The following is a 21,158-nucleotide window of genomic DNA, read 5'->3' on the forward strand; positions in this document are numbered from 1 at the left end:
ACGATGTTCGAAAGCAGGTGATGGGAACTATGGCCGGCATGAAAGACATCGCTGCGATCACCACATGCGTGAAGAAACATATGCGTTCACATATGTACGACATCGAACCGGCATGGCCATTTCCCGTGCCGGTGGGATTGCCGGACCAAGCATTTTTGGAAACCAATGCGATTGCGGTGCATGACAACAACAATGAGATACGGCAATGGGCAAGCAAGAATGGTTGCGAAATCATAACCAAGCATCGCACCATAGGCACCTCTGTCGAGCTGATCTCCAAAGTCGTCGTTCCTGACGAATCAATAGCCATGCGTGTGGTTGGTCGTACGCTGGCGGCGGAATGTCGCGAAGCGCGCCGCCGCATAGCATGTCTGGTTGCTGCTTGTGACGTTGCTCCGGAAACAATCGAATCGGCCGCTCGCATGACAGGCCATGAACAGCCTGACGACTTCGATCTGCTTGTCAGCGCAGTTCGATATTTCAGGCATCATGACGTGACCGGTATGACGCCGCGACAGATTCCACTGACAGGATTCAGCGGCAAATGGCTGAATGAGTCAAAAACCAATCGTCGTAAGGCCATTTGCCGACTGCTCGGTGTCGAAACGTTGGGTCTGTCAAAACGGCCGACCGAACTGCGGTTCCGTTATCTCGATCCGGTCCGCGACGATGCTGAGCTCGAACGCATCATATGGTGTCCGTGGGAAGGCGAAGCGTTATCCGGCATTAAATATGCTGTCATCGTTGAGAACAAAGACACGTATCAGACTATGCCGCCGATTGCGCAGGGCATCTGCATATGGGGTTCTGGTCGCGCTGTAAGCGATGCTGTACCTGCGGTTCCTGCACTGCGTGACATGCGTATCGTGTATTGGGGTGATATGGATGCGGATGGACTGGAAATACTTTCGACATTACGTGAATCAGGTATCGAATGCGACTCCATCCTGATGGATTGCGATGCATACGATCGGTACCACAGATTTGGTACCGATCGTACTGAACGCAGCGCGAAGATTGCTATGCGGGAGCCTAAGCCGACGCCCGGCCTTCAATCGGCGGAGCGACGTCTTTATGAACGACTGTGTGCTGACAAAACAATCGCTTATCGGCGTATCGAACAGGAACGCATTCCCATGCGTGATGCAGTTGACGAATTACGCAAGCTTGGCATCCCCGTGGAGTCCATTGAAAATCAGGATTTGCCGATTTAGGCTGAGTGATTGGGGATGTTGCCAAGAGCTAGAACGGCTTAGCTTTTTCTCGTCTCACATTATGCCTTCCGATTAATAATGCAACGGCATTGCATAGCTGCAAGGTCCGGCACTGCTATCCGATACTATCGAACTGTTGTTTTGCGTTGCGCGAGAAGGGACAAACATGGCAACCGCTTGGGGTGACGAGAGTGTGCGGAAAACCGGAGTTCCCTCGCCTATGTACTTGATGGGCGCATGCGTATGTGATGATACGGAAACCGAAACAAGGCAAAGATTGGCGTTGCTTAAGCCCAAAGGAGCAAGGAAATTGCACTGGCGAGACATGCGGCCATCATTGCGTGGCAAAGTCGTTGATGCCATGGCTGCAATGGACATTGATCATGTCATTGTGGCTGCGGTACCAATGAGCCAGTGGAATACCGCCGAACGCGCTCGCCGTAAATGTTTGGAACGTCTTCTGCCTCTGCTGGAAACAGAATACAACGTGGACACGCTTGTGCTTGAACGGCGCGAGATTTCACAGGACAGGAACGATATCCGTTTCATCGATGGATTGAGAAGCCGCAGATTTATCGGGCCAATTCGTGTCGAACTCTGTGCAGGGGAGACTGATGCAAGGCTATGGCTCCCTGATCAGCTGCTAGGAGCGTACGGTGATGCCCAGGCCGGTACTGGAAGATACGATGAATTCCTCGGCCATGTTCGAACAGTGTTCATCGACAGTGATTGATGTCCTAAAACCGTGTATACTTCATGGTAAGCCAACCCCGCTGGGGAAATGGAAGTGAGAGCCGGACGCCCCGAGTATCTTGGGGGCCGGCTCTTGCGTTTCGGTCCACTGATGGTCCGGAATTTTGCATACTCTGGTTCGGTTTTCCGGCCTGACACGCCATCGAACAAGCGTTCGAATTTGGTCGTGTGTTCGGGTATCCTTGGGACAGATTTGGCGCGCGCATGACCGTGCGCGCGGGAACGGTGAGATGGAAGGTGGGGTGTGGCTGTGGCGGCAATGCAGACTGGCGCAAGGCGCGCAACAAGCGCAACGGGCGCGAAAACCAGCAAGGGCAAGAACGGTGAGGTCATCGTCGAAAAGGTGATGACCAGCGACTCCTTCCTGAGCCGGGAGATCAAAAAGGCGCCGCTGATCGAACACGATGGTTCGCTGGTAGCTGATATCTCGCACATCCCGAACGATCTCAAGATCACGATTCAGGGTGCGCGCGAACACAACCTCAAGAATGTCGACCTGGCGATTCCGCGCAATCGCATGGTCGTGTTCACAGGCCTGTCCGGTTCGGGCAAATCCTCGCTCGCGTTTGACACCCTGTTCGCCGAAGGCCAGCGACGCTACGTCGAATCCCTATCCGCCTACGCCCGCCAGTTCCTGGGTCAGATGGACAAGCCCGACGTTGACTTCATCGAGGGCCTGAGCCCGGCCGTCTCCATCGACCAGAAGACCACCAACCGCAACCCGCGTTCTACCGTCGGCACCATCACCGAAATCTACGATTACCTGCGACTGCTCTTCGCCCGCACCGGCATCCCTCACTGCCCTGAATGCGGCGAGCCCGTCGCCTCCCAGACCCCGCAGCAGATCGTCGACACGCTGCTCGGCTACCCGGAGCGCACGCGATTCCAGATTCTCGCGCCCGTGGTCAAGGGCCGCAAGGGCGAGTTCGTGGATATGATCGAGCTGCTGCGCTCCGACGGCTACGCCCGCGCGCTCATCGACGGCGAGATGACGCAGCTGTCCGACGACATCAAACTCACCAAGCAGAAGAAGCACACCATCGAGGTCGTGGTCGACCGACTCGTGGTCAAGGACGGCATCCGCCAACGCCTGACCGACTCGGTGGAAACCGCCCTCAAGCTCGCCAACGGCAGCATCGTCATCGACTTCGTGGACGAGGAGGAAGGCAGCCCGGCCCGCCGCCAGCCGTTCTCCGAACACCGCAGCTGCCCGAACGGGCACACGCTCGAACTCGACGAGGTCGAGCCGCGCACCTTCTCCTTCAACGCCCCCTACGGTGCCTGCCCCGCCTGCACCGGTCTCGGCTTCAAACTGGAAATCGACCCGGACCTCATCATCTCCGACCCGGACAAGTCACTGGCCGACGGCGTCATCGAACCGTGGAGCGGCACCAAGATGACCTCCCAGTACTACGGCCACATCCTCGAAGGTCTGGCCAAGGAAATGGGCTTCTCCATGAAGACCCCATGGAAGGGCCTGCCGGACGACGTCAAGCACGACATCCTCTACGGCCACGACTTCAAGGTCAACGTCTCCTACCGCAATCGCTGGGGACGCCTGCGCGAATACTCCACCGGCTTCGAAGGCGTGATCCGCACGCTCATGCGACGCCACGACGAAACCGATTCGCAGTCCATGCGCGAATACTACGAGTCGTACATGCGCGAAGTGCCCTGCCAGGTCTGCCACGGACGCCGTCTGAAGCCCGAAGTGCTCGCTGTCACTGTGGACGGAAAATCCATCTTCGACGTGTGCGACATGCCCGTCGTACGCGAACTCGCCTGGATCAACGGCCTGAAACTCGAAGGCTCGGCACAGCTGATCGCCGGCGAAGTGCTCAAGGAGATCAAGGCCCGACTCGGCTTCCTGAACGACGTCGGCCTCGACTACCTGACCCTCTCGCGCGCGGCCGCCACCCTGTCCGGCGGAGAAGCGCAGCGCATCCGACTCGCCACGCAGATCGGCTCCGGTCTGGTCGGCGTCATGTACGTGCTCGACGAGCCGTCCATCGGCCTGCACCAGCGTGACAACGAACGCCTCATCGAAACCCTGCACCACCTGCGCGATCTCGGCAACACGCTGATTGTCGTCGAACACGACGAGGACACGATACGCCGCGCCGACTGGGTGGTCGACATCGGCCCCGGCGCCGGCGAACACGGCGGCGAAGTCATCTACTCCGGCCCCGCCAAGCACCTCATAGAAGCCAAGCGCTCCATCACCGGCGACTACATCGCCCACCGGCGAGAGATCGCCGTGCCCGCCAAGCGCCGCAAGATCCACAAGACCCAGGTGCTCAAAGTCGTGGGTGCCCGCGAGAACAACCTCAAGAACATCGACGTGAGCTTCCCGCTCGGCGTGCTCACCGTGGTCACCGGCGTCTCCGGCTCCGGCAAATCCTCGCTGGTCAACACGATCCTCTACCCGGTGCTCGCCGACAAGCTCAACGGTGCACGCATCGTACCCGGCCGCCACACGCGCGTGGAAGGCGTGGACCAGGTGCGCAAGGTGATCCACGTCGACCAGAACCCGATCGGCCGCACGCCGCGATCCAACCCCGCCACCTACACCGGTGTGTGGGACAAGATCCGCACCCTGTTCGCCAAGACTCCCGAAGCCCAGGTGCGCGGCTACGGCCCCGGCCGCTTCAGTTTCAACGTCAAAGGCGGCCGATGTGAGGCCTGCCACGGTGACGGCACGCTGAAGATCGAAATGAACTTCCTGCCCGACGTCTACGTGGACTGCGAGGTCTGCCACGGCAAACGATACAACCGCGAGACCCTCGAAGTCACGTACAACGGCAAGACCGTGGCCGACATCCTCAACATGCCCATCGAGGAGGCCGCCGACTTCTTCAAGGCGTACACCGGCATCTCCCGATACCTGAAGACCCTCGTGGACGTCGGCCTCGGCTACATCCGACTCGGCCAGCCCGCACCCACCCTGTCCGGCGGTGAATCGCAGCGCGTCAAGCTTGCCACCGAGCTGCAGCGCCGATCCGACGGCAAAACCGTGTACATCCTCGACGAGCCGACCACCGGCCTGCACTTCGAAGACGTGAACAAGCTGCTCAAGGTGCTGCAGTCCCTGGTGGACAAGGGCAATACGGTCATCGTCATCGAACATAATCTGGATGTGATCAAGGAGGCCGACTGGCTGATCGATCTCGGTCCGGAGGGCGGCGACGGAGGCGGCACCATCGTCACGCAGGGCACGCCCGAACAGGTTGCCGAATGCGAAGCCTCATGGACCGGCAAGTTCCTGAAACCCATGCTTTAGCCTTCCATTGCAGCTGACCTCGGGTGGGTTGGGGTGTTTGTTGCTGGACATGCTCCGGGCCGCTCAGGTCAAGTCTTTACGGTCCAGCAACACACACCCCAACCCACCCAATCCCTGATGATTGGTTTTGCTTAATAGCGAGGAGGATTATGACGAACGATATTGAGCGGCATAGTCCGGATGAGTGGCGGAAGACTGCGGCGGCGTTAATGTCGGAAAGCATAGCTGTGGGTGCCGGGGAAACGACGGCGAAGGTGAATGCGAATGGGGCACCTTTGCTGGGGGATTCTCGCGACCTGTTCCGACCCAAGACCTCGGATATTCCCGCCAAACCCGGTGTGTACAAATGGCGCGACGGGGAAGGGCGCGTCATTTATGTGGGCAAGGCAAAGAACCTGCGCAACAGGCTCACCAATTATTTCCAGCCGCTGTATCTGCTGCATCCGCGCACGCAGACCATGGTGCTGACCGCACGCAGCCTGGAGTGGACGGTCGTCGCCACCGAACTGGAATCACTGACGTTGGAATACACGTGGATCAAGGAATTCGACCCACGGTTCAACGTGCAGTTCCGCGACGACAAGACCTATCCGTATCTCGCGGTCAGCACGGGGGAGCGAATTCCGCGCGTGTGGGTCACGCGGTCGCGCAAACGGCGGGATACCCGGTATTTCGGCCCCTATGCCAAAGTGTGGGAATTGCGGCACAGTCTTGACCGGTTGCTGCGCACGTTCCCGGTACGCACCTGCACCACCAACGTGTTCCATAAGGCGCAACTGACCGGACGGCCATGCCTGTTCGCTTCCATCGGCAAATGCTCCGCACCCTGCGTGAACCGCATTGAAGCGGACGAACACCGGAGGCTGTGCGAACAGCTGGTCGGCGTGATGACCGGACGACTCGGACGGCCATACATCGCCCAGTTGACCCGCGACATGAAAGAGGCCAGCGCCGAACTCGAATTCGAGAAAGCCGCCCGACTGCGCGACCAGATCCAAATGCTGGAAACCGTGGTGCAACAGAACGCCGTCGTCTTCGACCAGGATGTGGACGCGGACGTGTTCGGCTTCGCCAGCGACGAGCTCGAAGCCTCCGTGCACGCTTTTTATGTGCGCGCCGGCTCGATTCGCGGCGAACGCAACTGGAGCGTCGAACGAGTTGAGGACATCGATGACGCCGACTTGATGGCCGACCTTCTGGTGCAGGTGTATTCGGACGCCGCCGGGGACAATCACCCCCAGTCGGCCGCGACCATCTCCACTAATCGCGAGGCCATCGGCTCCACGCAAACCATCACGGCCACGGACGCTGTGGCACGCGCCCAGGCCACCCGAGAACGCAACACCCGTCAGGAGACCACCGGGCGCGCGGACCTGCTGGCACCCATCGCACCGGTACCGCGCGAAATCATCGTGCCCGTCGAACCGGCCCGCCGTGAGGAACTCGAAGGCTGGCTGACCAATCTGCGCGGGGGAGCGGTGACCATCCGTGTGGCCTCGCGAGGCGACAAGAAGCAGCTTATGGACCGCGCCAACGAGAACGCCAGCCAAGCACTGCAACGCAGCAAGATGAGCCGCATCTCCGACATGGGCGCACGCACCCAGGCCATGAACGATGTGGCCAAGGCATTGGGACTCGCGGAAGCCCCGCTGCGCATCGAATGCTACGACATTTCGAACACTGTGGGCGGTGCCTTCCAGGTGGCCTCCATGGTGGTGTTCGAAGACGCGATCGCCAAGAAATCCGAATACCGACGCTTCGCCATCCGAGGCAAGGACGGCAAAGGCGCGGTGGATGATCTGTCCGCGCTTTACGAGACGCTCACCCGCCGCTTCAAGCACGGCAACATCGCCGGCGACTCCGGCGAAAGCATCGACGCGGAACAGCGTGTGGCCTCGGCCGCCGGCAAGATGACCACTGCCGTGGCGGCGGAGACAATCGCTGCGAACGGTAACGACAATGGTGAGGGCGGTTCCGACATCAGTGGCAAGGGGCACGCGGTGCCGGTCGGAGTGCAGAACGATGCGCGGGAGTCCCCGCCCGACATCGTCCAGCAGAACACAAACCGGCATCACTTTGCCTACAAGCCGAACCTGGTGGTGGTCGATGGCGGCAAGCCGCAGGTCATGGCCGCCGCCAAGGCGCTTGAGGACTGTGGCGTGAACGACGTGGCCGTCTGCGGACTGGCCAAACGCTTGGAAGAGGTGTGGGTGCCGGACGACGACTATCCGATCATCCTCAAACGCCAGTCCGAAGGCATGTATCTGCTGCAGCGTGTACGCGACGAATCCCACCGCTTCGCCATCACCTACCACCGCCAGCAGCGGCGCAAAGGCGCCCTGCGCAGCGCGCTCGACGAGATTCCCGGCATCGGCGAAAGCTACCAGAAGCGGCTGCTCAACCACTTCGGCTCGGTCAAAGCCATGCGCGAAGCCAGTGTCGAGGACTTCGAGAAGGTCAAAGGCATCGGCCACGCCAAAGCCGAAGCGCTGTACAACGCGCTGCACGAGCAGTGAGCCGGCCCGGTCCAGCAGCCCAGAGTAAATTTTCGGTTGCGGGGCCTGTGGTTGACATATTCGAAGCAAAGTGTCGGCTAGCATGGGAACAGACATCAAGGAGGGGATATGGCCAATCATCGTTGCGCTGTACTCGGCAAACCCGTCGCACACTCATTGTCACCCGTGCTTCACAACGCGGCCTACCGTTCGCTGAAACTCGACGATTGGCTGTACGACAAGCACGAGGTGGGGGAAGACGACCTCGACGCTTTCCTCAAAGGCCTTGACTCGACGTGGGCTGGCCTGAGCCTGACCATGCCGTTGAAGAAGACCATCCAACCGTACGGTGTTCCGGAAAATTTGTGGGCCAAGGAACTGAAGGTGGCGAATACCGCGGTATTCGACTGGAGCGTGGCTGCCGATGATCCCGCTTGGCCGAACGGCAAGCCGGGCATCAAGCTATACAACACCGATGTCATCGGCATCCAACTCGCCTTCGACCATGCCAATCGCGAACTCGGCGAACACCACACCGCGTCGAGAAGCGGCACCGCGCTGATCATCGGCAATGGCAACACCGCCACTTCGGCGTTGGCCGCATGCTGCATGATGCCCGAAATCGGCCATATCGTCGTCGCCGCCCGCCACCCCGGAAAAAACACCGGGCTTAAACCAGTGGCCGAAAAGTTCGTCAACGTGCATAACCCGTACAACGAAATCGAATTAGGCGACGATCAGGCCCTGCTCGAGGCAGCCCGCAACGCCACCTATGTCATCAACACGATTCCCGGACACGCGGCCGACAACGTCGCGGATGCCCTCGCCGATGCCGGAACCGAGCCATTCTCCGGACTGCTGTTGGACGTGATCTACGATCCACGCCCCACCAAGCTCATGGAAGCCTGGCGCGCTCATGGCGGTCACGCCATCGGCGGCGAAGAAATGCTGCTGTACCAAGCTCTCGTACAGGTATTGCTGATGACCGGTATCTGGGATGACGACCCGCCCAGCGATGCCGACCAGCGTCTGCAGGACACCACCACCGAAGACGACCAGCTGGAGATCGCGATGCGCAAAGCTCTTGAGGAGGCGCTGTAATGAATCAACAGACAACGAACCGCGATACCGGCGAGGCGGCCGCCACGAATGCGCCGGCGAATTCCGCGACATCCACATCGACTCCGGACAACCAGCCGACCCCGCTTGATGCCTTCGAAGTGCTGCTCATCACCGGTATGTCCGGCGCAGGCCGCTCTCATGCCGCTGACTGCGTGGAAGACATGGGATGGTATGTGGTCGACAACCTGCCTCCCAAACTGCTTATCCCGCTTGTCGACATGATGACCACCTCCGGTTCCGGATCGGAGTCAGGCGTCCACAAGCTTGCCGCCGTCATCGACGTGCGCTCCAGCTATTTCGACGAGCTGGCCGCCGTGCTCGGCCATCTGGATGATCTCGGCGTCAAAACCCGTATTCTGTTCCTCGACGCCAGCAACGAAGTGCTCATCAAGCGCTACGAATCCGTGCGCCGCCCGCACCCGCTGCAGCACGGCAACCGACTGATCGACGGCATCCTTGAGGAACGTCACCTGCTGGAAGACCTCAAGGAACGAGCCGACTGGGTCATCGACACCAGCTCCCTGAGCATCCACCAGCTGTCCACCAAACTCTACGAGGCGATGCTCGGCTCCGGCCCCACCACCGTGGCAGTACACATCTTCAGCTTCGGCTTCAAATACGGTATGCCCATCGACGCCGATTTCGTGGCCGACGTGCGTTTTCTGCCCAACCCGTTCTGGGTGCCCAGCCTGCGCGAGCTTACCGGGCACGACAAGCCGGTCGCCGACTACGTGCTTTCCAGCAAGGGAGCCAAGGAATTTCTCGACGCTTATGAGAAAGCTATCGAGATTGCGTTGGAAGGATACGCCCAGGAAGACAAGCACTACGTAACCATCGCCGTCGGCTGCACCGGTGGTCAGCACCGGTCGGTGGCGATGAGCGAAGAGCTGGCTCGCCGCTTACGCGCACATGGGCTCAACGTAACCGTTTCCGCGAGAGAACAGCACAAGCGTCACTCATCGTAAGCAGGCGTCGAGCGGTCATCGGGCAAGCGTTCGGTGACCACACTGCGAGAAAGCAGAGCCCATAATACGTATCAAACGGGTTCGCTTGTCCACCAGATTAGGTATCACAGAAAGCCGATGGCTTCCGACCGTGTGACAGCAGATAACGGCACGAAGCGCCTGAAGCATTGAGAAGAACGGGACTGTAGGAGGTAGATCTTGGCTCTTCTGGACGATGTCAAAAGCGAGTTGGCAGCCTTTGAAGGCGATTCGCCAGCCGCGATCAAGGCCCAAGCTGCGGCCATGATCCGTTTTGGCGGCGGTCTTCGACCGGTACAGAATACATACGTTATCCAAGCCGTATTCACCTCGCTTGACGTTGCAGAATGGCTGAAGAACACGTTGAGGAACACGTTCGGGCACGAAGCCGAGGTCAATCACCTCACACGTCAGACCCCGAACGGCCCTGTCGAGACCTATGTGGTGCTCGTCACCCGCAACGTAGTGGCCTTGGCTTTGCAGACCGGACTGGTCGACCGCCGCAAGCAGCAGGTCCGTGGACTGCCGTCTGAAGTGGTCAACGGATCCATCGCCCAAATCAAAGCGGCATGGCGCGGCGCCTTCATGGCCCGTGGCTTCCTGTCCGATCCCGGTAAGGCCAGCTTCCTGGAAATCGCTTGCCCCACGGAAGAGGCCGCCATGGCCCTGTGTGGCGTGGCCCGTCGTCTAGGCATCCAGGCCAAGCATCGCACGCTGCGTAGCTCCGAGCGCGTGACACTCAAGGATCCCGACGCCATCGAACGCATGCTCAAGCTCATGGGCGCCACCCGTTCGGCCCGCGAATGGACCGGCAAGCGCTCCGACGGCGAGGCCCGCGGCAAGGCCAACCGTCTGGCCAACTTCGATGACGCCAATATGCGCCGTTCCGCCAAGGCCGCCGCCGAAGCCAGCGAAAAAGTGCAGCATGCTTTCGAAGTACTCGGCGATAACATTCCGGACAACCTCCGTCAGGCCGGCCAGCTGCGCATCGATCACGTGGACAAGAGCCTCGAGGAGCTCGGCAAGATCGCCGAACCGCAAATCACCAAGGATGCGATTGCCGGCCGAATTCGCCGACTGCTTCAACTTGCCGAGAAGACGGAGAAGGCTCGCGCAGCCGAAGGCAAGTAACCCGACAATCCGATTTGCCGTGCCTATTCGGCAAAACGCGACAACGATGTGACAAAACACCGCATTCAGTCAGTAGACGAATGCGGTGTTTTGTTCCGGAATGCCTGTAATATGCAAAGTGGCAAAATTGGCCACTTTGACGTGCGATTCGTCAAGGAAAGGATATTCATGAAGACACTCAAGGACCTTGGAGATCTCAAGGGCAAGCGCGTTCTGGTTCGCGCTGATTTCAATGTTCCGCTGGACGGCACCACCATCACCGATGACGGTCGAATCAAGGCTGCTCTGCCGACCATCAAGACCCTGCGCGAAGAAGGCGCCAAGGTCATCCTCATGGCCCACCTTGGCCGCCCGAAAGGCAAGGTCGTTCCTGAGCTGAGCCTGGCCCCGGTTGCCGCCCGCCTCGGCGAGCTGCTCGGCACCAACGTGCCGCTGGCCAAGGACACCTACGGCGAGGACGCTCAGGCCAAGGTCGCCGCCATGAACGATGGCGACGTTGTGCTGCTTGAGAACGTTCGTTTCAACCCGGAGGAGACCTCTAAGGACGCCGACGAACGCGCCGCTTACGCCAAGAAGATCGCCGCCCTCGGCGAGGCCTTCGTTTCCGATGGCTTCGGCGTGGTCCACCGCGCTCAGGGCTCCAACTACGACGTTGCCGCCGATCTGTCGGCCGCCGCAGGCCTGCTGGTCGAGAAGGAAGTCAAGGCCCTGTCCAAGGCCACCGAGAACCCGGAGCGTCCGTTCACCGTGGTGCTCGGCGGTTCCAAGGTCTCCGACAAGCTCGGCGTCATCGAGAACCTGCTCGACAAGGCCAACCGTCTGGTCATCGGCGGCGGCATGGTGTTCACCTTCCTCAAGGCCAAGGGCTACGAGGTCGGCACCTCCCTGCTTGAAGAGGACCAGCTTGAGAAGGTCAAGGGCTACATCGAGACCGCCGAGAAGAACGGCGTTGAGCTCGTGCTGCCGACCGACGTCGTCGTGAACGCCGGCTTCCCGGCCGGTGACACCCCGGTTGCTCCGGAAGTCGTTGCCGCCGACGCCATCCCGGCCGACAAGATGGGTCTGGACATCGGCCCGGAGTCCCAGAAGCTCTTCCACGACAAGATCGTCGACTCCAAGACCGTCGTGTGGAACGGCCCGATGGGCGTGTTCGAGGTTCCTGAGTTCGCCGCCGGCACCAAGGCCGTGGCCCAGGGTCTGGTCGACGCCACCGCAGCCGGTGCGTTCACCATCGTCGGTGGCGGCGACTCCGCCTCCGCCGTGCGCAACCTCGGCTTCCCGGAGGACGGCTTCTCCCACATCTCCACCGGTGGTGGCGCTTCCCTCGAGTTCCTCGAAGGCAAGGAGCTCCCTGGCCTGAAGGTGCTTGAGTAATCCATTTTCTAGCTCCCCTCCTTGAGGGGAGCTACGTTTTTTTAGAAGGGAAACATATGGCGTCCAAACGCATTCCGTTGGTGGCCGGCAACTGGAAGATGAATTTCGACCATCTTGAAGCCACTTACTTCGTGCAGAAGCTGGTATGGCTGTTGCGTGACGCTCACTTCGACTTTAAACGCTGCGAAGTCGCGCTTTTCCCCTCGTTCACGTCATTGCGCAGCGTGCAGGTGCTGGTCGAAGCCGACAAGCTCCATGTCGCCTACGGCGCACAATCCGTTTCCGTGACCACCCAAGGTGCCTTCACCGGCGATGTGTCCGCGGACATGATCGCCCATCTCGGCTGCTCATACGTCATCGTCGGCCACTCCGAACGCCGCAAATACCATCCTGAAGATGACGCCAATATCGTCGATCAGGTACGTGCTGTGCTCGCCGCCGGCATGCAGCCGATTTTGTGCGTCGGCGAAAGCTTCGAGGAACGACGTCAAGGCATTGAACTTGATTTCGCCGTGGGCCAGGTACGAGACGTCACCCGCGATCTCAACGAAGAACAAGCCGCCAAACTCATCGTGGCCTACGAACCTGTCTGGGCCATTGGCACCGGCATGGTGGCCACTCCGCAATCCGCCCAGGATGCCGCAAACGCCATCCGCAACGATTTGAAGACCACTTTTGGCACGAAGGTATCCGATAGCGTACGTATCCTGTACGGCGGATCGGTCACCTCGAAAAATGCGGCGGAACTCATTTCCCAGCCCGACGTTGACGGCTTCCTGATCGGAGGGGCGGCCCTGGACGTTGAGGAACTCGCCAAAATCGCTCGACTGGCACTGAAATCCACGAAATCACGGAACTAATACCACGGTTTTCCCGTGTGTGCGCTATGCTGGTCAACAGTCCAATCAATCCGGAGGTACCCTGTGACCGCTCTTAAGATCACGCTGCAAGTCATCGTCGTGCTGCTCAGCTTCGTGCTGACCCTGCTCATCCTTATGCACAAGGGCAAGGGCGGCGGTTTGTCCGACATGTTCGGCGGCGGTCTGACCCAGAACGCCGGTACTTCCGGTGTCGCCGAAAAGAACCTGAACCGTTGGACCGTTATCATCGCTCTGGTGTGGGTGGCCTTGATTATCGGCCTCGACATGATGACCAAGTTCAACCTCGGCTGATCGGCTTGCACGCCATATAGACTTGTCGCTCGCGACCCATGACCGTTACCGTCGGTCATGGGTCGTATGCGTTCTATCGAGTATTACGAAAGGACATCACCATGGTCACTATGAACCGCAACAAAGTCGTTATCGTCGGCACCGGCCAGGTCGGTGCCACCGCCGCCTTCGGCATCGTCACGCACGGCCTGTGCAATGAGCTTGTGCTCATCGACTGTTCCGCCGCCAAGGCCCTGGGGGAGGCCCGCGACCTCGATGATGGCAGCGAATTCCAGGACCGCCACGTCAAGGTGCGCGCCGGCGACTACGCCGACTGCAAGGATGCGGACATCGTCGTCATCACCGTGGGCCGCAAGCCGCCGGCCAACTCCAACCGCATGGCCGAACTCGGCTTCACCGTGGGTCTTGTGGGCGAAGTGGTCGACAACGTCATGGCCTCCGGTTTTGACGGCGTGATCGTCATGGTCTCCAACCCGGTCGACGTGATGGCTTGGTATGCCTGGAAACGTTCCGGTCTGCCTCGCACCCAGGTGCTCGGTACCGGCACCGCGCTCGACACCTCGCGTCTCAAGACCATCATCGGCGAAGAGACCGGCCTCGACCCGCGCAACGTGGGCGGCTTCGTGATGGGCGAGCACGGCGACTCCCAGTTCACCGCATGGTCCACCGTCTCGCTCGGCGGCAAGCCATTCGCCCGCTTCCTGGCCGACAACCAAGACCGTTTCGCCTCTGTGTCCACCACCGAAATCGAAGAGAAGACCCGCACCCGTGGCAATGAGATCGTCGCGGCCAAGGGCGGCACCAACTTCGGCATCGCCTCCACCGTGGCCGGCATCGTACAGACCATCCTGTGGGACGAACGCCGCATCGTGCCCGTCTCCACCCTGTTGGACGGCGAATACGGCGAACATGACGTGTTCCTCGGCGTCCCCACTGAACTGCGCGCCAATGGTGCCAACGAGATCGTCGAACTCGATCTGAGCGAGGACGAGCGGGCCAAACTGCACCATTCCGCCGAACTCGTGCGTGAACACTGTGAGGGGCTGCTGTGATTCTCGACGCCATCACGCCGAAACAACCCCGACTGCTGGTCGCCGACCTCGACGGCACGTTGCTGCACGACGCCGAGGTATTCGAGGACCGGTTCATCACCCAGCGCAGCATCGACACCATCAACCGCGCGCACGATGCCGGAATGCAATTCGCCATCGCCACCGCGCGGCCGGTGAGTACCGGTCTCCAGTTCGCCGAAAAACTGCCGGTGGACGCCGTAATCTATCTGAACGGCGCCCTCATCGATTTCGACCCGGCCCACTCCGACTTCGACCTGCTCACCTCAGGTGCCACGCCGGCCGATGAGAACCATTTGATCAAGATTGGCTTCTCCTCACGGCGTGCCTGCGAAGTCTGTCTGTTCCTGCTCGATCGCATGCCCGGCCTGAAGCTCGGCATCGTGATGAACGACGTGCGCTACACCAACTTCGATGTGCGCGTGTATTGGAAAACTCAGGCCTTCCAATACACGAACTTCCACGACGTGCCCGAAGGCGTGGCAGATAAGATCACCATCTTCCCCGAGCCTGAACAGTGGAACGAGCTGCGTGCGCTGATTCCGCCGGACTTCGACATCTCCATCAGCGAAGGCGTGATGTGGATGCTCATGAACCCGCAGGCCAACAAGGAGCACGCGCTGCACCTGCTGTGCGAGCGACTGGACGTGCCGCTTGAACAGACAGCCGCCTTCGGCGACGACCTCATCGATATCAACATGATGAGCGAATCCGGCCGGGGTGTGGCCGTGGCCAACGCGAACCCCAAGGTGTTGTCCATCGCCGACGAGATCTGCCCGTCCAACAACGAGGACGGCGTCGCCCAATGGATTGAAGCGCAGTTGGGCTGAACCGGTCGAGACTCGAGAACACGCCAAAATTGAACTTGTGTTGAACCGAGGGTATGCTTTGAACCGTTGTTCAAAAGATAAATTGAACTCCCGGTTGGAGGCATAAGGATATGAGCGTATCGGTGTTTGCGGAACGTCTGCGCAATGCGATGAACAGCAGGGGACTGAAGCAGGTCGATTTGGTGCACGCCGCCGAACATCGTGGTGTAAAGATGGGCAAGAGCCACATCAGCCAATACGTGGCCGGCAAGACCATGCCCCGCGAGGACGTGCTCGAATTCCTGGCCAGCGAACTGGACGTCGACATGAACTGGCTGCGCGGCGAGGAATCCACCACGCAATTGAACTCGGACGCCTCCAACAGCGTCACGGACGGCGAACACGCCGCCACACCGCTTGCCACGGGTGCCTCCAAGCCCCAGACGGACAGCGAGATTCCCGTGGGCCGCCGCCGCACCTTCGGCAAATCGCACAAGCTCGACAACGTGCTCTACGACGTGCGCGGCCCGGTCGCCGACGAGGCGATGCGCATGGAGGCCAACGGCACCCACATCCTGAAATTGAACATCGGCAACCCGGCACCCTTCGGCTTCCGCACGCCGGACGAAGTCGTCTACGACATGGCCCACCAGCTCACCGACACCGAAGGCTACTCGCCGTCCAAGGGCCTGTTCTCCGCGCGCAAGGCCATCATGCAGTACGCGCAGCTGAAGAACATCCCGAACGTCACCATCGACGACATCTACACCGGCAACGGCGTCAGCGAGCTCATCAACCTGTCCATGTCCGCGCTACTCGACACCGGCGACGAAGTGCTCGTGCCATCCCCGGACTACCCGCTGTGGACCGCCTGCGTGAACCTAGCCGGCGGCACCGCCGTGCACTACCTGTGCGACGAACAGTCCGAATGGTATCCGGACATCGACGACATCCGCTCCAAGATCACCAGCAACACCAAGGCGATTGTCATCATCAACCCGAACAACCCCACCGGCGCACTTTACCCAAAGGAAGTGCTCCAGCAGATCGTCGACATCGCGCGCGAACACCAGCTCATCATCTTCTCCGACGAAATCTACGATCGCCTCGTCATGGACGGCCTGCAGCACATCTCCATCGCCTCGATGGCCCCGGACCTGTTCTGCGTGACCTTCTCCGGCCTGTCGAAATCGCACATGATCGCCGGCTACCGCATCGGCTGGATGATCCTGTCCGGCAACAAGCGCATTGCCAAGGACTACATCGAGGGCCTCAACATGCTCGCCAACATGCGCATGTGTTCGAACGTGCCCGCCCAGTCCGTGGTGCAGACCGCGCTCGGCGGCCACCAGAGCGTCAACGACTACATCGTGCCGGGCGGCCGCGTGCACGACCAGCGCGACCTCGTCTACGACATGCTCAACCAGATCCCCGGCATCACCGCCGTCAAGCCGAAGGCCGCGTTCTACATCTTCCCGAAGATCGACGTCAAACGCTTCAACATCCACTCGGACGAGCAGTTCGCGCTCGACCTGCTGCATGACAAGCACATCCTCATCAGCCACGGCGGCGCGTTCAACTGGCATCGCCCCGACCACTTCCGCGTGGTGTACCTGCCGCGCATGGGCATGCTGCGCGAAACCATGGGGGAGATCTCCGACTTCTTCAGCTACTACTGGCAGAGCTGATCCTTGGCGCAAACGAACACGCTCGATTGTTTCGTGATATAAAGGAGATCTTATGCCGGTGGTGTCGCGTCGTGCGCAGGAAGCGCTGTATCCCAGCGATCGCGCGAACTGCGGCATGGTGGTCCGCGCTATGCCAAGGTGAAGGCGATGACGAAGGCCGTGGCGGACAGTGCGGTTGCCAGGAGCAGATAGCACACGGCGGCTGAATTTCGAGAGCCATCGGCATTGGCAGCGTTACCGCCGTTATTTGCGTTGCGTGCAGCCAACGTGATGGCCGTAATCGCCGAAAGCAGGGAGAACAATGGCAGCACGCACAACACGACGGTCAGCAGTCCCAAAGCTTCATGGCCGATGCAATAAGCGACAAGACCTGCATTGTCAGTTGCCGATAGCGCTGGGCAGAAATCGGTGTGTCTACCAGTGTTGTAGCTGTAGGTAAAGAACGTGATACCTGACCAGAACAGGGCAACGGGAACAGAGCAATTGCGTATGGCGGATGCGTTGATGCTGATGGTGTGGAACAGGTCGTGCAAGGAGGTAGCCCGTATACCACTGCGTTCTGGCGTGATTCGATTACTGTTGTTTTGCGAGTCGATGGTAAGAGAGGCGTATTGCACCAGCGCATATGCCGCAAGTCCAAGTCCGCAAGCGATGGTTGCGCCGCCGCTGAAGTTGAACTCGTCGGATACCGAATATTCGGTGACGAATACCGGCATCACGCCAATCTGCCATACGAACAACAGTCGCGCGATTCGTATCCAACCGTTGCTCAGATATGAGGTGACTATGGCGTGCACCAGCCACGTCACCGCATACATCGCCCACAACGTTACAATCTTGGTATTCGCACTCAACACCAATATGATCGCAACAGCCACTGCCGCAATAAGAACACTAAACACCGAACGGAGCCGATGGCGCGAAAAGCCCTGTACTCCCGCAACAGTCAGACAGAGAATCGCGACAACACTCAGCGCAGTCACCGTCATAAACCACAGTGGTGAGGTGACGCAGGCTCCATAATCGTCAGTTGCTTGGCCCGAGAGATAGTAGGTCATTCTGCCAATCGCCGGACAATTCGGATGCAACATCATGCCGCCCCAAATGCGCTCATATAATGGCGCGAACGATACACCGGCACCACTGAGCGTCGCAACAACCGCCATCACCATGGCCGGAATCAGCCCAAGCTCGCGATTCCGGCCGGTTTCCGCTATCTGTCTATCACTGGTGTCCATGACTCACCCCACCTTATGCCGTTATCGCCGTCGTCGATGATGCCAGTATAACTATGGCAGATGGGCGGAGACCAGCGGCATACAGGAATTCTGTATGCCGCTTTATAGGAGGGATACTGCGGCAGCCGCCATCACCGACCGACCGCCAGGCTCCGGCACAGACCGGGAAAACTACCGTCGCGGAGCATCGGCGATACCAATGGCAACACCGAGGATAGCCGGGACCACCCAGCCGAGCTGGTATTGCTGCAAAGGCAGCATAGCCAGCGCCGCGTCCAGCCAGCCGATGGAACCGCCGAAGACGGCGACCAAACTGGAGATGCAGGTGGCGAAGGATGCGATGCCCACCAGCAGCACAGTCCAGAAATAGACGCGCGGGAATCGCGCGCCGAGCGACTTGTGGGTCAGCGTCAGCAGTACCAGCACGATGGCGATCGGATACAGTGCGGACAACACCGGCACGGAAACCTTGATGATCGCGCTCAGCCCGGCATTGGACACGATGAAACTGAACACGGTGAAGATGACCTGCCAAGTGCGGTAGCTCAACGTTCGGCCGGCGACGGTCCGGAACCGAGTATGGAAGTAGGTGGCGCAGGTGCCGATCAGTCCGGTGCATACGTTGAGGCAGGCGATGACGAACACGACGCCAAGGAACGCGGTACCGAACGTGCCGAACAGGGATGAGGTGAGGTTGGTGAGCACGGTCGCGCCCGTGTCTTTGGTGGGGTCGATGGTGACGATGGCTCCGGACACCACGCCCACGTAGCTCAGCGCGCCGTAGATCACGATCAGCAGTACGCCGGTGCCGAGCCCGGCATACGCGGTCTCCTTCTGCACTTGCGATTCGTCATCGACTTGTTGGGCGCGGATATTCGCGGAGATCACGATGCCGAAGTAGAGCGCGGCGAGCAGGTCCATGGTCTGGTAGCCGTCGAGGAAGCCGCGTGCGATCTGGTTTGTGGAGTAGTCGCCCATCGGGTTGGCCGGGATGCCGATGCCGTGGATCAGGCAGGCGATGAACAGGACAGCAATGAGCACCAGCAGCAACGGCCCCATGAATCGGCCGAGCACTTTGGAGAGTTTCTCGGGATGCTGGGCGAACAGGAACGCCAGCGTGAAGAACACGAGCGAGTAGATGAGTTGGGCCAGCCAGCCATAGGAGGACGGTACGAAAGGAGCCACCATCATTTCGAATGAGGTGGTCGCCGTACGTGGAATCGCAAAGCACGGGCCGATGGTGAGCATGATCGTCACGCCGAGGAACAAGGCGAATTTGGGGGAGACCCGGCTGGCGAGTTTGTCGAAACCACCGGCGAAGGTGACCGCCAGCACGCCGAGAATCGGCAGGCCAACTGCGGAGACGATGAAACCGATGGCCGCCGGTATGGTCGCGGAACCGGCCTGAGCGCCGACGAACGGCGGAAAAATCAGATTGCCCGCTCCGAAGAACATCGAAAAGAAGGTGAAGGTCATCACCAACCGCTGGCGTGCGACAAGTTTGTTCATTACGGTTCGGCCTTTCTCTCATATGCTCGTACCACTGTAGCAACAAACGAAAGAAGCCCCGACCGGTTGGGGTCGGGGCTTCTGTGATCTAATCAACTAGTGCGCTAAACACGCATCAGTCGTCAAATCTCAGGCGTTCACGCGGTCGATGCCGGACTGGACGTCAGCCAGCACGGAATCCCAGGACTTGATGAAGGCAGCGACACCGTCGGCCTCCAGCTTGTCGGTGACGTCCTTGAGGTTGATGCCAAGCTCAGCCAGCTTGTTGATGATGGCGTGGGACTCTTCGTAGGTGCCCTCGATGGACGGAGCGCCGTTGCCGTGGTCGGCCAGAGCGTTCAGGGTCTTCTCCGGCATGGTGTTGACGATGTGCTTGGCAACGAGCTCGTCAACGTACTTGCAGTCGGAGTAGGCGGCGTTCTTGGTGCCGGTGGAAGCCCACAGCGGACGCTGAACCTTGGCGCCCTTGGCAGCCAGGTCGGCCCAACGCGGATCCTCGGCGAACTTCTTCTCGAAGAGCTCGTAAGCCAGGCGAGCGTTGGCCACAGCGGCCTTGCCCTCCAGAGCCTTGGCCTCGTCGGAGCCGTTGGCTTCCAGCAGCTTGTCGACAGCGCTGTCCACGCGGGACACGAAGAAGGAAGCGACGGAGCCGATGTGCTTCAGGTCGTGGCCGTTGGCGGCAGCCTGAGCGATGCCCTCGATGTAAGCGTCGATGACCTGCTCGTAGCGCTCGAGCGAGAAGATCAGGGTGACGTTGACGGAGATACCCTTGGCCAGGGTGGCGGTGATGGCCGGCAGGCCTTCGAGGGTTGCCGGAATCTTGATCATGGCGTTCGGACGGTTGACCTTCTCCCAGAGTTCCACAGCCTGCTTGGCGGTGTTCTCGGTGTCGTGGGCCAGACGCGGGTCGACCTCGATGGAGACGCGGCCGTCGACGAAGTCGGTAGCCTCAGCGATCTCGCGGAAGATGTCGGTGGCGTTGCGCACGTCGGTGGTGGTGAGCTCGCGGACAGCGGTCTCAACGTCAACCTTGCCGAGCTCCTTGAGCTGAGCGTCGTACGGGCCGACCTGGCTCAGGGCCTTCTGGAAGATGGACGGGTTGGTGGTCACACCGACGACGTTCTTGTTGGCGATGAGGTCCTGCAGGGAGCCGGACTCGATGCGGGAGCGGGACAGGTCGTCCAGCCAGATGGAAACGCCGTTGTCAGACGTACGCTGAGTTGCTTCAGTCATTTATTTTTCTCCTTATATTCCGTATTGGAACAAATCTTTAAGTGACCCCCTCTAACGAGAGGGCCGATCAGGTGGAGTCTTGAGTAC

Annotated in this window: 16 protein-coding genes; 13 read left to right on the forward strand and 3 right to left on the reverse strand. The window is 60.1% G+C overall.

Annotated elements, in window-relative coordinates; translation table 11 throughout:
- The first annotated feature begins 29 nt into the window (after nt 1-29).
- The 13 genes from AB5287_RS04885 to AB5287_RS04945 all read left to right on the forward strand — a co-directional run bounded on the left by AB5287_RS04885 (nt 30) and on the right by AB5287_RS04945 (nt 17,091).
- Complete coding sequence (locus AB5287_RS04885; RefSeq protein ID WP_013582772.1) at nt 30-1,214, forward strand: DUF3322 and DUF2220 domain-containing protein; 1,185 nt, start codon at nt 30-32, stop codon at nt 1,212-1,214.
- A gap of 166 nt (nt 1,215-1,380) precedes the next feature.
- On the forward strand, nt 1,381-1,947 hold the full coding sequence (locus AB5287_RS04890; protein ID WP_007052776.1) for a hypothetical protein: 567 nt from the start codon (nt 1,381-1,383) through the stop codon (nt 1,945-1,947).
- A gap of 279 nt (nt 1,948-2,226) precedes the next feature.
- Nucleotides 2,227-5,247, forward strand: coding sequence for an excinuclease ABC subunit UvrA (uvrA, locus tag AB5287_RS04895; protein WP_165506832.1), 3,021 nt, complete (start codon nt 2,227-2,229; stop codon nt 5,245-5,247).
- Nucleotides 5,248-5,396: 149 nt separating this feature from the next.
- Nucleotides 5,397-7,763 carry an excinuclease ABC subunit UvrC gene (gene uvrC, locus AB5287_RS04900; RefSeq protein ID WP_007056084.1) on the forward strand — a complete coding sequence of 789 codons (2,367 nt, stop codon included), beginning with the start codon at nt 5,397-5,399 and terminating at the stop codon, nt 7,761-7,763.
- Nucleotides 7,764-7,871: 108 nt separating this feature from the next.
- Nucleotides 7,872-8,843 carry a shikimate dehydrogenase gene (locus AB5287_RS04905; protein WP_007056051.1) on the forward strand — a complete coding sequence of 324 codons (972 nt, stop codon included), beginning with the start codon at nt 7,872-7,874 and terminating at the stop codon, nt 8,841-8,843.
- Complete coding sequence (rapZ, locus tag AB5287_RS04910) at nt 8,843-9,829, forward strand: RNase adapter RapZ (RefSeq protein ID WP_007054295.1); 987 nt, start codon at nt 8,843-8,845, stop codon at nt 9,827-9,829. Before AB5287_RS04905 ends, rapZ begins: the two co-directional genes overlap by 1 nt.
- Before the next feature lie 198 nt (nt 9,830-10,027).
- A complete protein-coding gene (gene whiA / locus AB5287_RS04915; protein ID WP_007052782.1) occupies nt 10,028-10,978 on the forward strand; it encodes a DNA-binding protein WhiA in 951 nt (316 codons plus the stop codon).
- 168 nt (nt 10,979-11,146) lie between these two features.
- Complete coding sequence (pgk, locus tag AB5287_RS04920; protein ID WP_007056049.1) at nt 11,147-12,352, forward strand: phosphoglycerate kinase; 1,206 nt, start codon at nt 11,147-11,149, stop codon at nt 12,350-12,352.
- A 56-nt stretch (nt 12,353-12,408) separates the two neighbouring features.
- Nucleotides 12,409-13,212 (forward strand): triose-phosphate isomerase, encoded by an 804-nt coding sequence (tpiA, locus tag AB5287_RS04925; protein WP_007052784.1) that lies wholly within the window; start codon nt 12,409-12,411, stop codon nt 13,210-13,212.
- A 63-nt stretch (nt 13,213-13,275) separates the two neighbouring features.
- Nucleotides 13,276-13,524 carry a preprotein translocase subunit SecG gene (gene secG, locus AB5287_RS04930; RefSeq protein ID WP_003829342.1) on the forward strand — a complete coding sequence of 83 codons (249 nt, stop codon included), beginning with the start codon at nt 13,276-13,278 and terminating at the stop codon, nt 13,522-13,524.
- A 101-nt stretch (nt 13,525-13,625) separates the two neighbouring features.
- Nucleotides 13,626-14,576 (forward strand): L-lactate dehydrogenase, encoded by a 951-nt coding sequence (locus tag AB5287_RS04935; RefSeq protein ID WP_007056108.1) that lies wholly within the window; start codon nt 13,626-13,628, stop codon nt 14,574-14,576.
- A complete protein-coding gene (locus tag AB5287_RS04940) occupies nt 14,573-15,424 on the forward strand; it encodes an HAD family hydrolase (protein WP_007054292.1) in 852 nt (283 codons plus the stop codon). Before AB5287_RS04935 ends, AB5287_RS04940 begins: the two co-directional genes overlap by 4 nt.
- Before the next feature lie 110 nt (nt 15,425-15,534).
- Nucleotides 15,535-17,091: an aminotransferase class I/II-fold pyridoxal phosphate-dependent enzyme gene (locus tag AB5287_RS04945; protein WP_007054291.1), complete on the forward strand. Its 1,557-nt coding sequence runs from the start codon at nt 15,535-15,537 to the stop codon at nt 17,089-17,091.
- 128 nt (nt 17,092-17,219) lie between these two features.
- On the opposite strand, the gene AB5287_RS04950 is transcribed toward AB5287_RS04945, so the two are convergent.
- The 3 genes from AB5287_RS04950 to tal all read right to left on the reverse strand — a co-directional run bounded on the left by AB5287_RS04950 (nt 17,220) and on the right by tal (nt 21,071).
- Nucleotides 17,220-18,329, reverse strand: coding sequence for a hypothetical protein (locus tag AB5287_RS04950; RefSeq protein WP_014485619.1), 1,110 nt, complete (start codon nt 18,327-18,329; stop codon nt 17,220-17,222).
- Nucleotides 18,330-18,500: 171 nt separating this feature from the next.
- A complete protein-coding gene (gene brnQ, locus AB5287_RS04955) occupies nt 18,501-19,838 on the reverse strand; it encodes a branched-chain amino acid transport system II carrier protein (RefSeq protein ID WP_014485620.1) in 1,338 nt (445 codons plus the stop codon).
- Between the two features lie 129 nt (nt 19,839-19,967).
- Nucleotides 19,968-21,071 (reverse strand): transaldolase, encoded by a 1,104-nt coding sequence (gene tal / locus AB5287_RS04960; protein WP_013582766.1) that lies wholly within the window; start codon nt 21,069-21,071, stop codon nt 19,968-19,970.
- Nucleotides 21,072-21,158: the final 87 nt, after the last annotated feature.

This window comes from Bifidobacterium sp. RTP21102st3_E2_RTP21102_210122, from assembly GCF_040916945.1.
GTDB lineage: Bacteria > Actinomycetota > Actinomycetes > Actinomycetales > Bifidobacteriaceae > Bifidobacterium > Bifidobacterium longum.

What these genes read in the sequence shown, in the direction of transcription:
- uvrC (WP_007056084.1), top strand. Translation starts at nt 5,397, where the DNA reads ATGACGAACGATATTGAGCGGCATAGTCCGGATGAGTGGCGGAAGACT.
- AB5287_RS04945 (WP_007054291.1), top strand. Translation starts at nt 15,535, where the DNA reads ATGAGCGTATCGGTGTTTGCGGAACGTCTGCGCAATGCGATGAACAGC.
- AB5287_RS04890 (WP_007052776.1), top strand. Translation starts at nt 1,381, where the DNA reads ATGGCAACCGCTTGGGGTGACGAGAGTGTGCGGAAAACCGGAGTTCCC.
- tal (WP_013582766.1), bottom strand. Translation starts at nt 21,071, where the DNA reads ATGACTGAAGCAACTCAGCGTACGTCTGACAACGGCGTTTCCATCTGG.
- tpiA (WP_007052784.1), top strand. Translation starts at nt 12,409, where the DNA reads ATGGCGTCCAAACGCATTCCGTTGGTGGCCGGCAACTGGAAGATGAAT.
- rapZ (WP_007054295.1), top strand. Translation starts at nt 8,843, where the DNA reads ATGAATCAACAGACAACGAACCGCGATACCGGCGAGGCGGCCGCCACG.
- AB5287_RS04950 (WP_014485619.1), bottom strand. Translation starts at nt 18,329, where the DNA reads ATGGACACCAGTGATAGACAGATAGCGGAAACCGGCCGGAATCGCGAG.
- AB5287_RS04905 (WP_007056051.1), top strand. Translation starts at nt 7,872, where the DNA reads ATGGCCAATCATCGTTGCGCTGTACTCGGCAAACCCGTCGCACACTCA.
- brnQ (WP_014485620.1), bottom strand. Translation starts at nt 19,838, where the DNA reads ATGAACAAACTTGTCGCACGCCAGCGGTTGGTGATGACCTTCACCTTC.
- AB5287_RS04885 (WP_013582772.1), top strand. Translation starts at nt 30, where the DNA reads ATGGCCGGCATGAAAGACATCGCTGCGATCACCACATGCGTGAAGAAA.
- uvrA (WP_165506832.1), top strand. Translation starts at nt 2,227, where the DNA reads ATGCAGACTGGCGCAAGGCGCGCAACAAGCGCAACGGGCGCGAAAACC.
- pgk (WP_007056049.1), top strand. Translation starts at nt 11,147, where the DNA reads ATGAAGACACTCAAGGACCTTGGAGATCTCAAGGGCAAGCGCGTTCTG.
- AB5287_RS04935 (WP_007056108.1), top strand. Translation starts at nt 13,626, where the DNA reads ATGGTCACTATGAACCGCAACAAAGTCGTTATCGTCGGCACCGGCCAG.